This is a genomic window from Desulfovibrio simplex, assembly GCF_055387835.1.
Genome location: NZ_AP042377.1, coordinates 1,773,680 through 1,788,471, shown reverse-complemented (window position 1 = coordinate 1,788,471; position 14,792 = coordinate 1,773,680). Strand labels below are relative to the sequence as shown.

The 14,792-nt window shown below is 57.0% G+C and carries 10 protein-coding genes; 5 read left to right on the top strand and 5 right to left on the bottom strand.

The features are described from left to right. Positions 1-392 precede the first annotated feature (392 nt). From ACZ5DH_RS07260 to ACZ5DH_RS07240, 5 genes are all read left to right on the top strand, one after another. Positions 393-3,014, top strand: coding sequence for a PEP/pyruvate-binding domain-containing protein (locus ACZ5DH_RS07260; RefSeq protein WP_464256400.1), 2,622 nt, complete (start codon positions 393-395; stop codon positions 3,012-3,014). Next, the gene (locus ACZ5DH_RS07255) at positions 3,005-4,708 is read left to right on the top strand and encodes a sensor histidine kinase (RefSeq protein WP_464256399.1); all 1,704 of its coding nucleotides are present in this window, start codon (positions 3,005-3,007) and stop codon (positions 4,706-4,708) included. The genes ACZ5DH_RS07260 and ACZ5DH_RS07255 overlap by 10 nt, the downstream gene beginning before the upstream one ends. A 249-nt stretch (positions 4,709-4,957) precedes the next feature. Then, positions 4,958-5,338 carry a response regulator gene (locus ACZ5DH_RS07250; protein WP_464256398.1) on the top strand — a complete coding sequence of 127 codons (381 nt, stop codon included), beginning with the start codon at positions 4,958-4,960 and terminating at the stop codon, positions 5,336-5,338. Between the two features lies 1 nt (position 5,339). Then, positions 5,340-7,955, top strand: a complete 2,616-nt coding sequence (locus ACZ5DH_RS07245) for a PEP/pyruvate-binding domain-containing protein (protein ID WP_464256397.1) — start codon at positions 5,340-5,342, stop codon at positions 7,953-7,955. Positions 7,956-8,516: 561 nt separating this feature from the next. Continuing rightward, positions 8,517-9,497 carry a 2-hydroxyacid dehydrogenase gene (locus tag ACZ5DH_RS07240; protein WP_464256396.1) on the top strand — a complete coding sequence of 327 codons (981 nt, stop codon included), beginning with the start codon at positions 8,517-8,519 and terminating at the stop codon, positions 9,495-9,497. 236 nt (positions 9,498-9,733) lie between these two features. Here the strand turns inward: ACZ5DH_RS07240 and ACZ5DH_RS07235 are convergent, their stop codons facing one another. The 5 genes from ACZ5DH_RS07235 to ACZ5DH_RS07215 form a co-directional block, all read right to left on the bottom strand. Then, positions 9,734-10,462 carry an amino acid ABC transporter ATP-binding protein gene (locus ACZ5DH_RS07235; RefSeq protein WP_464256523.1) on the bottom strand — a complete coding sequence of 243 codons (729 nt, stop codon included), beginning with the start codon at positions 10,460-10,462 and terminating at the stop codon, positions 9,734-9,736. Between the two features lie 20 nt (positions 10,463-10,482). Next, positions 10,483-11,160 (bottom strand): glutamate/aspartate ABC transporter permease GltK, encoded by a 678-nt coding sequence (gene gltK, locus ACZ5DH_RS07230; RefSeq protein ID WP_464256395.1) that lies wholly within the window; start codon positions 11,158-11,160, stop codon positions 10,483-10,485. Then, positions 11,153-11,902, bottom strand: coding sequence for an amino acid ABC transporter permease (locus tag ACZ5DH_RS07225; protein WP_464256394.1), 750 nt, complete (start codon positions 11,900-11,902; stop codon positions 11,153-11,155). The genes gltK and ACZ5DH_RS07225 overlap by 8 nt, the downstream gene beginning before the upstream one ends. Positions 11,903-12,029: 127 nt before the next feature. Further along, on the bottom strand, positions 12,030-12,938 hold the full coding sequence (locus ACZ5DH_RS07220; RefSeq protein ID WP_464256393.1) for a glutamate/aspartate ABC transporter substrate-binding protein: 909 nt from the start codon (positions 12,936-12,938) through the stop codon (positions 12,030-12,032). 538 nt (positions 12,939-13,476) lie between these two features. After that, positions 13,477-14,706, bottom strand: coding sequence for a hypothetical protein (locus ACZ5DH_RS07215; RefSeq protein WP_464256392.1), 1,230 nt, complete (start codon positions 14,704-14,706; stop codon positions 13,477-13,479). Positions 14,707-14,792: the final 86 nt, after the last annotated feature.

The following is a 14,792-nucleotide window of genomic DNA, read 5'->3' as shown; positions in this document are numbered from 1 at the left end:
CTTGAAGGCTGTATGTGCTTATGCTAGGCTGAATCGACATGTGCGTTTTTGGCTTGCGACGCAAAAAACGTTGTTTTTTATTTCTGTAAGGCGACAATAAAGCACGCTTTTCCTAAAAGAACGTTTGCTTTTGCCAAAGCCGGAATCCGCAGAATGCCCGAAGGGCTGGACCGCGCCCGGTTTGCGGCGGTGTCCGGCATGTCTTTGGATATGGCACGTCCTCGCCTGCCAGTGTTGCCGTCTGGCAGCGGCAACAGCCGGGGAGGGCGTCCGCATCGGGGCGGCATTCCGGCACATGGCGTATTTCCGTGTCCGCGGTCCGGCGATAACGCCGCTGGCGCACAGGCCCCGTAGTTACGTATCCGGGGCTTTTCACGAGTTCTGGAGCCGACATGTCACTCTCACGCCTTCTGGGCTTTTTTACGCGGTCCGCCAGGCGCGCCGCCGCCAGTGTCACGGCTTCCGACAGCGAGGCCGAGCACTTCTTTGCACTGCGGCACCATTCCTTCAAGCTCTTCTTAACGGCATGGAACACTTTTCAGGAAACCATGACCGCCCTTGAATACACCTTGTGTTGCGACCATCCCTTCGGGCTGTATCGGGTGCGCGCCCTGTGCACCAGCATGGCCACCCAGGTTTTTCAGTGCGTCAAGCAGCTTGAAAGGCTCGATCCGGCCCCGTGTGAAGCCTTGTACGCCCGTTTTGCCGAGCTTCAGAAAAAGGTGGCCGAGGATGTGTACGAGCCGGAGGCGTGTCTTCTTGGCCCGCTGGTGCTGCCGCTTGGTGAAGATTCCGATCTTGAGGCGCTTTCCGGCCAGGGTGACTTTCCTCTGGTGGATCCGGCAACCCTGCGGCTTGAAGAGGTGCGGCGGCGTCATCCCCAGTTGGTGCCCCGGGGCTTTGCCATCACCATGGCTGGCTGTCAGCATTTTTTGCAGAGCGGCGACCTGCAAAGCGAGATCAACCGCCGTATTCAGGCGGCAGGGGGGCTTGCGCCCAAACATCTGGCCAAGCTGTCGCGCAGTCTCGGCCAACTGGTTGAAGACACGCCCTTGCCGCCTGCTCTGGTGCAGGAAATCTGTTCCGCGTTGGCGCATTTGCGCGCCTCCTGCCGGCACGAATCCATGCGGCTGGTGCTGCGTGGGCGACTGTGGCCGCCCGAAGCCCGTGGCAGCGATGATCCCGGCCTGATTCTTTGGGGACCTTCCGTCCCTCTGAATGCGTCTGACGAGGAAATATTGCACGCGGTACAGCTGACGCTGGCGCGCAAGCAGCGCGCCCAGGCTCTTGTGTACCGCCGGGCGCGGGGCCTTACCGATGCGGGGGCGGGCGTATGCATCACCTGCATGGCGGTGGAAGAAGGTTCCTGGGGCGGTCTTGCCCATTCGTGCAGCCCTGTGCGCGCGCACGGCGAACTGGTTCACGTCTATGCCTGCCAGGGCCTGCCGCAAGAACTGGATTACACGGTGCTGCCTGCTGATCACGCCACCGTGGACAGACGGCCGCCCCATGAAATCGTCAGTCTTGCCGGTCCCGATGACGCGGCATGCCTTGTTCTTGATGCCGATACGGCCAGGGATGTGGCTGCTCTGGCCCTTGAGCTTGAAGAATTGTTGGGGTGTTCGGTTTCCCTTTCCTGGGTGCGGACGCCGCAAGGGGAATTGCGTTTGCTGCTGGTGCGGCCCATTCCTCTGCCAGTGGACGCCGTGGACATGCCGCCCGTGCTGCCTGAAGTCGGTTCCAGCCTGCGCCTTTCGGGCGGGTATACCGTCAGTCCCGGCAGGGTGGCGGGGCCTGTCTGCGTGGCGCGCCGCTGGGAGGATGCCCGACGGTTTCCGCCTGGCGGCATTTTGGTTGTGCCTGATGATAATTATCGTTGGGGAGCCTTGATGGACCGCGTCGCTGGCATCATCGCCAGAGAGGGGCTGGCCGGTTCGCGCCTGGCCTCGCTGGCGCGGGAATTCGGCAAGCCAGCCATTTTTGGCATGGCCGGAGCGCTGGACACGCTGGAAAACGGGCAGAGCATCACCCTGTGTTCAGACATCTGCCAGGTGTATGCGGACAGGCAGGAGTCGCTTTTGCCCAACGTGCCGCCCGGGCGCGACTATATGCCGGGCAGCCCCGTGTACCGCATCCTGCAAAAAGCCTCGGCCCGCATCCTGCCCCTGACCATGGACGTGGACAGCCCGGAATTCAAGGCGGCCAATTGCCAGACCTATCACGACATTGCCCGTTATTGTCATGAAAGGGCCGTGAGCGCCATGTTCTCCCTTGGTGCGGAAAAAAAGTACGCGCCGCAGCGGGTAAAACAGCTGCGCGACAAGGTACTCAAGCAATTCTGGGTGGTTAATCTGAGTGACGGCTTTGCCGTGACCCCTCCCGGCCCTGTGATCGATATTGACCAGATAGCGTCCGTGCCCATGCGCGCGCTCTGGCGCGGCATGAACGCCTATCCCTGGCAGGGGCCGCCGCCAGTGGACGGCAAAGGATTTTTGTCCGTGCTCTTTGAAGCCACGGCCAATCCCAATCTGGACCCTGCGGCGCAGACGGCGTATTTTTCAGAAAAAAATTACTTCATGATTTCACGCGATTATTGCAGTCTGCATTCGCGCTTTGGTTTTCATTTTGTGTCCGTGGAGGCGCGCCTTGGCGAGCGCACCCCGGAAAACTACCTCACCTTTCATCTGCGCGGCGGGGCGGCCAATATTGAACGACGCATCCTGCGCGTGCGCTTTGTGTCTGAAATCCTGTGGGAATTCGGGTTCGCCCCCATGGTGCGCAACGATGCCGTCAGCGCCACGCTCAAGGGTATGGACCGCGAGGAAGGCGAACTGCTGCTGGCCATTGCCGGGTACATGACAATCCACACCCGGCAATTGGACATGATCATGCAGGATGCAGCGCAAGTGGCTGCAAGGCGTGAAGAAATGCTGAACCACTGCCGCATGCTGTTCAGAGGGGAGAGTCTGGCGCAGGACTCGCCCGGTGTGGAGGAAAAGCAAACATGTCCGTAACAGCGCCCGCACCACATCGTGGCTACAAGGTCATCTACCGCCGCCTGTTGACTACCCTGCTGCTCATGGCGCTGACGCCGCTGGTGGCCTTGGGCCTTTTTTGCATAGACAGGCTGAGCGTTATCTATGACGAGAAGATCAGCGCGGGCATTGAGGCTGTGGCCAGCAGCAAGCATCGCGCGCTGGACACTTTTATGGTGGAGCGTGTGGCCCAGATCAAGAATCTGGCCTTTACTCATCCGTATGCCGAACTGAGCGACCCCGCGCGCCTGAGTGAAATTTTCAGCGTCATGCAGAATAACAGCCGTTCCTTTGTGGATGTGGGCGTTATCGGCATGGACGGGCGGCACGTCTCCTATGTGGGGCCTTACGACCTCAGGGACAACAACTATTCCGATACTCCCTGGTTCAGGGAGGTGTTGCGGAAAGGCGTGCATGTCAGCGATGTTTTCATGGGCTACAGAAACGAGCCGCACTTCATCATTGCCGTGCTGCGGCATGAAGGGGGGCGCAGTTACATAGTGCGGGCCACCATTGATATGGACGCCGTGGTCGCTCTGCTGCGCCGCGTGTATTCCGGGCCGCACAGCGATGCGTTTCTGGTCAACGCCAAGGGCGAACTGCAAACAAATTCGCGCTATCACGGCAAGAGCCTGGAAATGTTCAACGTTGCCCTGCCCGACATGACGCGCAAAAACGTCGTTACCCAGTACCTCAAGACGCCCGAGGGGCAGGAAATGCTGGCCGCCGTCATGTCGCTGGAATCCATGCCCTGGCGGCTGGTGGTGCTGGATGATGTGCGCGACAGCCTGCGGCCCCTGCGCCAGCTCAAGGCGCTCATCCTTTTCTTTATGGTTCTGGGCAGCGGGCTTGTCTGTATGGGGGCTGACCTCTGTACGCGGCGGCTCGTGGCCTCGCTGGAAGAGTCGGACCAGAAGCAGGCCCATATTGATGCCCGCATGCTCCAGTCCAGCAAGATGGCGGCTCTCGGCAAGATGGCCGCTGGCGTGGCGCACGAGGTGAACAATCCTCTGATGCTCATTCAGGAAAATGCCGGCTGGATACGCGATCTGCTGGACGACGAAGACGCCACAACCATGAAAAATTATCAGGAAATCCTCGAAAGTACTGAGAAAATAGACCAGCATGTCAAAAGGGCCAAGGGAATTACGCAACGCATGCTGGGCTTTGGCCGCCGCATGAATCCGGGGCGCACCGAGATTCTCATCAATTCCCTGACAGACCAGGCTGCGGAGATGCTCAAAACCGAAGCCACCAACCGCAATATTTCCATTGTCAGGGAATACGACCCGCAAGTTCCGGTCATCCTGTCCGATCCGGCGCAGCTTGAGCAGATATTTATCAATATCATCGACAATGCCGTCGACGCCATTGGCAAAAACGGCACTTTGACCATCCGCACGCTTGCGTGGAAGAAGGGCGTTCGCATATTGTTTACAGACACCGGCCCCGGCATGGATCAGGAAACCATGTCGCGTATTTTCGATCCTTTCTTCACCACCAAGAAGGTTGGCGAGGGCACAGGGCTTGGGCTGGCCATCTGCTATACGATACTTGAAAAACTGGGCGGGCGCATTGAAGTGCAGAGCCAACTCGGGCAGGGCACCACGTTCAGCGTAACCCTGCCTCCAGAACCACCGCAACTGCCGCCGGAAGACGGGGGAGCGGTCTAGAACAGATTGACGTTGAAATGCTTCACATTTCAAGTTGTCATTCTGCCGAAAAATGCGATTTGCGGTAACCGTTAGCGGGTCTTTGCCGCTTACGGATAGCGACAGCCACCAGTAGGCTGTCCGTTCAATGTACTGATTAAATGGCCGCGCGGCAAAATTTATCACTCCGGCGGCCACCGGCGGCAAGAAACAACGCATCGGCAACCTGCCCGGCCTGGCCGCGGCACTGCCTGTAACCGAGGAGGCCCCATGCGCGCATTGTTTGTGGACGACGAGCTGGAATTTTTGGAATTGATGCAGAAGCGTCTTGTCAGGCGCGGAATGGAGATTGCCACCGCGCCCGACGGACAGACCGCCCTCAATATGGTCGATGAGGCGCTGGCCCCAGGCGGGGAGCCGTTCAATATCGTGGTTATGGACGTGCGCATGCCCGGTATGGACGGCCTTGAAACCCTGCGCCACATGAAGCAGAAAGCGCCCAGGCTGCCTGTCCTTCTGCTGACCGGCCATGCCTGTATGGGAGTGGCCGTGGAAGGGCTGGACCTTGGTGCATACGACTACATGCTCAAGCCCGTTGCCATCAGTGAGCTCATCATCAAGATGGAGGAAGCGGTTCGTTCCGCTGTGTAGCATGGCCCTGCTCAAATACTTGCGACACTGGCTGGGGCGCGAGCAGCCCTCTGAGCCGGATCCGGCGGTACTGGTCCGGGAGGAAGAGTTGAAGGCCCGGCTGCGCGAGCGTTGCGCCCGGTTCCGCCGTCTGCTTTCAGCCAACAAGCGCGCCCTTGAAGCCATGAGTGAGGTGGAAGACCGCCTTACGGGCACGAGGCCGTTTGGCATGGACTACGTGCATGCCGTCAGCACGCGCGCCGTCACCGCCGTCTTTCAGATGGTGCGTGACCTGAACGCGCTTTCCGACAACGCCTATGCCGTCCTGCAGGATTCCTTTGACCGCATCCGTGCGGAAATGGAATCCATGCTGGAGGAAATGCCCCATCAGGACGGCCCCCTCATCCTGCATCTTGACCAGATCAGCCTAAGCGACCTCACCCTGGTTGGCGGTAAAATGGCCAATCTTGGTGAAGTCGCCGCCAATGCGGGTCTTACCGTGCCGGACGGTTTTGCCGTGACCGTCAGCGCCTATTACCGGTTTATGGAATATAACGGCCTGCAGAGCGAACTGAACCGGCGCATTCAGGCAACGGACATGCAGAGCCTGGACGAAGTCTTCAGCCTTGCCGCCGCCCTGCAAAAGGCTGTGCTCACGGCCCCGCTGCCGCCCGAGCTTGAAAAAAGCATCACCGAAGCCGTGGAAGCCATGCGCGCCAAGGCCGGACCAGGGCTCAAACTGGCCCTGCGCAGCAGCGCCGTGGGCGAAGATTCCCTGGGAGTTACGTTTGCCGGGCAGTACAGGTCCGAACTCAACGTGCCGCCTGAAGAAGCCTGTGAAGTGTGGAAGGAGATCATCGCCAGCAAGTATGCGGTAACGGCCATGAGCTACCGTTACCAGCACGGCATTCCTGACGATGCCGCACCCATGTGCGTGGGGGTGCTGGCCATGGTGCCCGCCGCAGCCGGGGGCGTGGCGTACAGCCGTGATCCCGTGGCCGCCAGCCGTGGCATTGAGCAGATTCTGCTCAATGCCGTTCCCGGCTTGCCGCAAGCGGTTGTGGACGGCGTGGTTACCCCCGACGTGTATATTTTCAGCCGTAAGATTCCGCCTGAACTGCTCCACAAACGGTTGGCCGGTCCCGAGGGAACGCCCCCAAGTCTTACCGACAGGCAGGCGGCAGATCTCGCAAAAGTGGCCATAGCCCTTGAAACGTATTATACCGAGCCCCAGGACGTGGAGTGGGCCCTTGATGCCGAAGACGGGCGCATCGTGGTTTTGCAGAGCCGCCCCCTGCGTGAGGCGAACTCTGCCACGGAGCAGAGCCATACTGAGCATCAGAGGGCAGGGGAGGACGGGGGCGAAGCCTTTTTGCTTGCCGACCTGCCTGCCGGGCTCAAGGTGCTGGCGGCCGGCGGCGTGGCCGTAAGCCCCGGTGTTGGCATGGGGCCGATCTTTGTGGCGCGCAAGGAAGCGGACATGCTCTCCTTTCCTGAGGACGGCATTTTGGTGGTGGAGCGGGCTTTGCCGCGCTGGGCTCCGCTGCTTTCGCGCGCCTCCGGACTCGTGAGTCAAACAGGGGGCATGGCCGGGCATCTGGCTTCAGTGGCGCGTGAATACCGGCTGCCAGCCGTCTTCAGTCTGCCCGACGCCTGCCTGCTGTTGAACGGAGCTGGCGAAGCCACGCTTGATGCCGGGCGTTGCGCCGTTTTTGCCGGGCGGCAGCCGCAACTTGCGTCCACAGCCGTGGAGCCGACCAATCTTATGGCTGGCAGTCCCGTGCATCAGAGGCTTCAGGCTTTGAGCCAGCTTATGGTGCCCCTGAATCTTCTGGATCCCGACGCGCCGGAGTTCACGCCTGCCCATTGCCGCACCCTGCACGACATTACCCGCTTCTGCCACGAAAAGTCCGTACGGCTTATGTTTGAAGAGGAAGACGCCGACGCCAGCAGACGCATGGGCAAACAACTGCGGGCCGGAGCCAAGCTGCAATACTGGATTGTGGATATGGGCGGCGGATTTCGTCACCGTGTGACGGGCCCCATAGTGGACCTGGATGTGATCGCCAGTGCGCCCATGCTTGCCCTTTGGGACGGTATGGTCGCAGTGCCCTGGGCCGGGCCGCCTGCGGCCAGCGCATCGGGTTTTATGACCATCATGCTTGAGAGCACGATGAAGCCCGAGCTTGAAAGTACCGCGCCCAATAGCATGTCCAACAAGAACTTTTTTATAATTTCTGATATCTATATGATATTACAGGCTCGCTATGGCTATCACTTCTGCACTGTGGAAAGTCTTGCGGGCGAGAACAGCCACGAAAACTTCGTGAACTTTCAGTTCAAGGGCGGAGCAGCAGACAGGGAGCGCCGTCGGCTGCGCGCCCGCATGGTGGCTGACCTGCTGGAGCAGCATGGGTTCCGCGCGGATGTGAAGGACGACTCGGTCTTTGCCGTTGCCGAAGGCTACAGCGCCACAGAAACACTGCTGAAAACGCGCCTCTTGGGCTACCTGCTCATCCATACCCGCCAGGTGGATATGGTCATGCTGGAGACAGAAAGGGCAACGGCGTTAAAAAATAAAATGGTGGCGGATATGGAATCGTTAAACGCCAAGCCGCTTATGGGGTGTGCTCTTTAGAGTAGATTAACTTTGAAATGCTTCACATTTCAAAGTTTTCATTCAGCCGAAAAATGTGATTTTCGGCTGAATCCACGCCACGTTGTGGCGCGCTGCACGTTCGTGCAGCGTTAGAGCATTTACACTTTTTCAAAGTTAAAATGCTCTAGGACGTACTGCGTGGATAAACAGTTTTTTTGTGGGGGAGGGACCCTTTTGCAAAAGGGTCTCCTCCCCCACGCCCCCCTGAAATCTTTATTACTTCTTAATATAGTATAAGCTGAGGCGCGGGCCAAGAAGCCGCGTCGTTCAGGCAGCGTACCATTCCAAATAAAACTGCCATGTCCCTGGCACATAGACGTTTGGCCGCTTTTGGGGCGAGGCAACTGCCGTTCCTGGCGTTGCCGGCCGTGCGCAACACGGATACGCCCCGAAAAACGCCGTAAATTTCCTGCTGCCGTCACGCCACTGCCTGATTGCCGGGTGCAGCATTGCTGGCGGGCACCGTCTCCAAATCTTGCATTTCCTCAGAAAGCTGCCTAATACGGTATTCCATGCTTGTTTTGCATGAATGGAGAAATTATGACCAAGCCTCGCGTATACGTAACACGTAGTGTGCTGCCTGAAGCCCTGACCCTTTTGCGTTCACGTTGCCATGTGGATGTGGGACCGACGGACGGATTGTCCGGAACAGATTTGATCGAGGCCGTACGAGGGGCAGATGCCGTTGTGGCCACATTGCTGCAACTGGACTCTGCGGTTTTGGAAGCCCTTGCCCCCACTTGCAAGATCATTTCCAGCTATGGCGTCGGCTATGACCATATCCCGGTGGCAGAGGCCACACGCCTTGGCATGTGGGTGACGCACAATCCTGATGCAGTCACAACTGATACGGCTGATCTTGCCTGGGCATTGATGCTTGGCGTGGCCCGCAAAATGCGTGAGTGCGATCTGACGGTACGCAATGACGTGACCCCGTGGGGTGTCACGGTTCATATGGGCTTGCGGGTGAGTGGCAAAAACCTGGGGATTGTGGGCAGCGGGCGCATAGCCCTTGCTGTGGCAAAGCGCGCTCAGGGTTTTAACATGCGTCTCAGTTATACGAGTCGGCATAGAAATGAAGTATTTGAGGCAGCCACTGGTGCGCAGTACCTGAGCAAGGAAGAACTGCTGGCTTCTTCTGACTTTGTGAGTCTGCACATTCCCTTGACTGATGCTACGCGGCACTACATCAGCACGTCGGAGCTGTCGCTCATGCGTCCCAACGCCATTTTGATCAATACCGCGCGCGGCCCGGTAGTGGATGAAGAAGCCCTGGTGGTCGCCCTGAAAGAGGGCCGCATTGCCGGGGCAGGGCTGGATGTTTTTGAGCACGAGCCGCATGCGCATCCGGAGTTGCGGACCATGAACACTGTGCTCATGACTCCCCACCGGGGTGTTGCCACCATTGATTCACATATTGATATGGGAGAGTCCTCGGCGCGAAAAATATTTGACGCTCTGGAAGGCAGGATGCCGCAAGACTGCCTGAATCCCCAGGCGCGCAAACCCAGCGTGGTGTAGCTTAGCTTCACATTGAAAATCGAGGCTTGGTGGGGGAGAAGACCCTTTTGCAAAAGGGTCTTCTCCCCCACGCCCCCCCTAAAATTCTTATTGTGGTTTTGCGCTGTACAAGAGTGCAGCGCGTCGCGACCAGACTGCAAGAAGGCCGCCCCGTGAGGGGCGGCCTTCTTGCAGTGGACAGAACATCTTGAACTCATGACGCATTCCATCATGAGCGGGCTGTGCCCCAGCGAAAATCAGTGTGAGATGATGCTGGCCAGAAATTCTTTGGCGCGCTGGGTCTGCGGGCTGTCGAAGAACTGCTCCTTGGGAGTGTCTTCAAGAATAAGTCCTTCTTCCATAAAGAGCACCCTGTGCGCAACCTTGCGGGCAAAGCCCATTTCGTGCGAGACCACCATCATGGTCATGCCCTCGTAGGCGAGCTCCACCATAACATCCAGAACTTCATTGATCATTTCCGGATCAAGGGCGGAGGTGGGTTCGTCAAAAAGCATGGCCACGGGATCCATGCACAAAGCGCGGGCAATGGCCACACGCTGCTGCTGGCCGCCTGAAAGCTGCGAGGGGTACTTTTCCGTATGCTGGTCAAGTCCTACCCGGCGCAGCAGAGCGAGGGCCTTTTCTCTGGCTTCCTCATGATTTCTTTTAAGTACTTTTTCCTGCGCGAGAACAAGGTTATGAATGATGTTCAGATGGGGAAAAAGTTCAAAGTGCTGAAAGACCATACCCACACGGCTGCGAAGCTCCGCAAGGTTGGTATGCTTGCTGGTCACTTCTGTGCCATTGACGAATATCTGGCCGCTCTGCACGCGTTCAAGGCCGTTGACGGTCTTGATAAGCGTTGACTTACCCGACCCGGAAGGCCCGCATACAATCACCACTTCGCCCTTGTGGATGCTGGTGGTGCAGTCGCGCAGCACATTAAAATCACCGTACCACTTGGATACGTTGTTCAGAATAATCATTGGATCTTCGGTAGGGGTATTCATAGCTTGAGTCTCTTTTTTACCACGGTTACGGCCAGGGAAACGCAGAAGCAGACCACGAAGTAGCCAGCGCCCGCAAAGAGCACCATTTCTATTTCATAGCCGGTGGTCTTGCCAATATTGGTGGCGGTGCGGAAAAAATCTGCAAGGCCTATGATGTATACGAGGGCCGTATCCTGAAACAGAATCACGCCCTGCGTCAGCAGCAGGGGCGTCATAACGCGAAAAGCCTGCGGCAGGATGACATAGATGAGGGTTTGCGACTTGGTCATGCCCAAGGCAAGGGCCGCATAGTTCTGCCCTCTGGACACGCTGTTCATGCCCGCGCGTATGATTTCAGCGTAATAGGCGGCCTCAAACGCGGTAAAGGCAACCATGGCCGAAACAAGGCGTATGTCCGTCAAAGGCGAAAGATTGAGAAATTTGGTCAGAAATTGTGGCACAATAAGATAAAACCACAACAGAACCATGACCAGCGGCACAGAGCGGAAACAGTTGACGTACGCCGCTGAAAGCCAGCGCAAGGGGGCATAAACGGATATGCGCGCCACGGCCAAAATGGTGCCAATCGCCATGCCAAGTACAATGGAAGTCAGCGTTATCTTGAGCGTGACCATAACGCCCTGGCTCAGCAGGGGCAGGCTCTGGTCAATGATGCTCCAGTCAAAATCAAACATTTTTGCCTCCCATGCCTGTGGAGGGCAGCCGCATTTTCTTTTCAAGCATCTTCATGAGACGCATGACGACGAAGTTCAGAAATACATAGGCCAGGGTAACGGCAATGAAGGATTCGTAGGCAAAACCCGAAAATTCCAGCAGACGGTTTGCCTGCGACGTGAGTTCCACCAGTCCGATAGTGGAGGCCACAGCCGTGTTCTTGACCATATTGAGCATTTCTGAGGTCAGTGGGGGTATGATAATGCGGTAGGCATTGGGAAGCAGCACGTGAAAGTAGGTCTGGGGCAGGGTGAGGCCCAGGGCAAGGGCCGCATAGCGCTGCCCGCGTGAAAGAGCCAGAATGCCCGACCGTACCTGCTCACAGACGCGCGCGCCTGTAAACAGCCCGAGCGCACAGGTGGAAAGAATGAAAAACTGCGCATTGGGATTCAGCTCGGATTTGAACCAGACACTGAGGTCGCGCGGCAGAAGATCGGGGGCCGCCAGATACCAGATAAAAAACTGTACTATAAGGGGAATGTTTCGAAAAATGGCAACGTACGTGGCGCCCACGGCCCGCAGGAATTTGTTGGGCAACGTACGCAAGATACCGAAAAATGAGCCTGTAATGAAGGCTACAATCCAGGCACAGATAAAAAGTGCCGCGGTAGTGAGAAAGCCGTCAATCAACCAGTTAAGGTAGGTGACGTTTCCGAACGGCGCTTGTTCAAAGAAAATGCCCCAGTTCCAGTTAGCCTGCATCAGAAAGTTCCATCCATAAAGATAAAGCGTGATTCATTATGCCTCGTAGCGTATGGCATGTCTGATGGCGAAGCGCCAGCGGCTGTTCGGCTGGCGCTCCGCATTGCAACCCAATGTCAAATAAAGATTAATTCAGGGCCTTGTCGTTGGGGGCCTTGAACAGGTTCTTCATTTCGTCGGACATGTCAAAGTTCATGTTCATGCCCTTGGGGGGGATGGGCTGTTTGAACCAGCGCTCATAGGACTTTTCAGCTTCGCCGCTCAGTTGCAGTTCGGCAATGGTGCCGTCCACCAGCTTCTTGAAGGGGGCGTCACCCTTGCGAACCATGCAGCCGTAGGCTTCAAAGCTCTGGGGGGTGCCCACGATAACCCAGTCGGCGGGTTTTTTGGCCTTGGCGCGTTCGCCAGCCAACAGGGCGTCGTCAATAAAGAACGCTACGGCGCGGCCCGATTCCACAGTGCGGAAGGCATCGCCATGGTCTTTAACGCTGATGACGTTGACGCCGAGCTTCTTTTCGTCGTTCATCTTGTTCAGCAGCATTTCGGAAGTGGTTCCGGCGGTGACGGCCACATTTTTGCCCTTGAGGTCGTCAAAATCTTTGATGCCGGAGTTTTTATGCGTAAGCAGGCGGGTGCCGACAACAAAGAACGTGTTGGAAAAGTCCACCTGCTGTTGACGGTCAAGATTGTTGGTGGTTGAACCACACTCAAAGTCATAGGTGCCGTTCTGGAGAAGGGGAATGCGGTTTTGCGAGGTAATGGGCACAAAACGCACTTTCAGGTCGGGCATGTTAAGCTGCTTTTTCACAGCGTCAACAATCTTGTTGGAGTAGTCTTGCGCATACCCGATGACGTTTTGCTGCAAGTCATAGTACGAAAAAGGTACGGAGGATTCGCGATGCCCTACAACGATTACGCCGGTTTCCTTAATTTTTTTCAGCGTGCCGGTCAGTTCTTCTGCTTGGGCAACTGAATGGGCGGAGGTAAGCAGCAGCAGGCCTGCCAGCGCGGACAAAATGGTTTTTTTCAGGGTCATGGTTTCCTCCTAAAAAGGTGCATTGCAGGGAGCAAACTTTTGGATTTGTTCGATAAACGTCCCCAAAGTCCCTTGCGGGAAAGGTTGTGGTCCTTAACCAATGTAAACCGTCAGCATCGGCGCGGGACCGAAACCTGGCGGAAATTAACAAAATAGAGGGCAGCCGACCTGCATGGCCAAGCGCTGAAGATGTTTCCAAAAAAGGAAAGACGTCCGCTGCCGACAGCGCGCCTGTGGCGGGACTGTCGACATGGCCTCATTGCTCGACGGCTTGTTTGGGGGGTAGGCTGCCGCTCATGAAGAGAACCAGTGATTTGGCATGAAATTTATGTTATTGCCCCTTATAACTCTGCTAGTTTTATAAATAATGAACTTCTTGTCAACAGGTTATGAAATTGCCGCAAAACGGGCCGTAATTATCCAGTAAAGTGCAAGAAAACCAGACTGCGCATGGGGCGACAGCGTGCCTCACGCCATAAAAAAGCGCCAGGCAAAAAGTCTGGCGCTGCTGCCTGAAAGACGGCAGGGGATTTTTTTGTCACACGCTGCGATTGAGGCCCGCAAGAATGCTCATATTGCCTTCTGAATAACTGCCGAAATATGAACTGGCGTTATCAGAACCAGACCACCAGGCGGCCATGGACTCCACCTGTATGCGTTTGCGCATTTCTGACGGCGATATCTGCATGGCCTTGCGCGCATCATCAAGGCCGGAAAGAGCCTCGATCTGCTGGTATTGTTTGACCAGACTGGGGTTGTCGTCAAAAAACTGCTGTATCTTGGCCTGGTCTGCGCTGTCGCTGATGACGGTGACGCTGCCGTCGGTATTGACCTGAAGGGTGAATTTTACGTTGGCGTCCACGCCAAGACTGTTCAGGCCACTGTACAGGGTCTGCCCCAGGCTGCTTTTGTTGAGTGCTTCCTGGGCGTCTGTGAGATCGCTGTTGTTGACCGTAACCTGAACATTGCCCGTTGCGCCCAGCCTGAGGCTGACGGCAGAAGAATCCACATTCTGTTTTTTCAGTTGAGCCGTGAGGTTATCGGCCAGAGCCGTATTTTCCTCAAGCCATTTGTTGACCGCAGAGGTCTGTTCGCCTTCGCCGCTGACCACAAGGCGTCCTTCGGCGGTAAGCGTAAAATTCATGGGTGTGGACAGGTCAACGCCTATTTCGCTCAAGGCGGCGCGCAGTTTCGCGCTCTGGTCGCTGCTTGCGTCAAGACCGTCCTGTATGGCGATCTGCGCGGTGTTGACCACGCTGAGCTTGCCCGTGCTGCTTACTTTCATGCTCACGGTCGTGCCGGAGTCAATACCGGCAGATGTGAGGGACGCGCGCAGATCCTTGCCGAGGCTGGGGTTGGAGTCAAGCCATGCCTGGGCTGTTTTCTGGTCGGCGGCGTTGGAGCTTGAGGCGGTCAGTTTGCCGTCCTTGTCCAGTGCGAAGGTGATGTCTTGAGGATTGCTGACCCCGATCTTGGAAAGGCCGCTCTTGACGCTGTCATTAAAGCCTGTAAGCAGCTGTTCCCGATATTTGGTGATCTGGCTGAACGTCACGCGGCTGTTGTCGGAAAGTCCCATGGATTCCATGGCGTACTTGGTCAGTTCAACCATGCTGGAAAGCTGGCTGGTCATGGACGTGCTGGAGTTGAAGAGGGTGCTCAGGCTATTGGACGAACTGCTGGAGGCGCTGCCGGTTCCCGTGCTCTTCAACTGCTGCCCCTGCCATTGCAACTGGGCTGTACTATAGCTGTTGACGCTGGATATGCTCATGGTTCCTCCCGGCAATAATTGCCGTAAAATATCTGCCTGCGCTTTTGCAATATATGGGCCATATTGAGTTTTCACTCCGCCCGGTC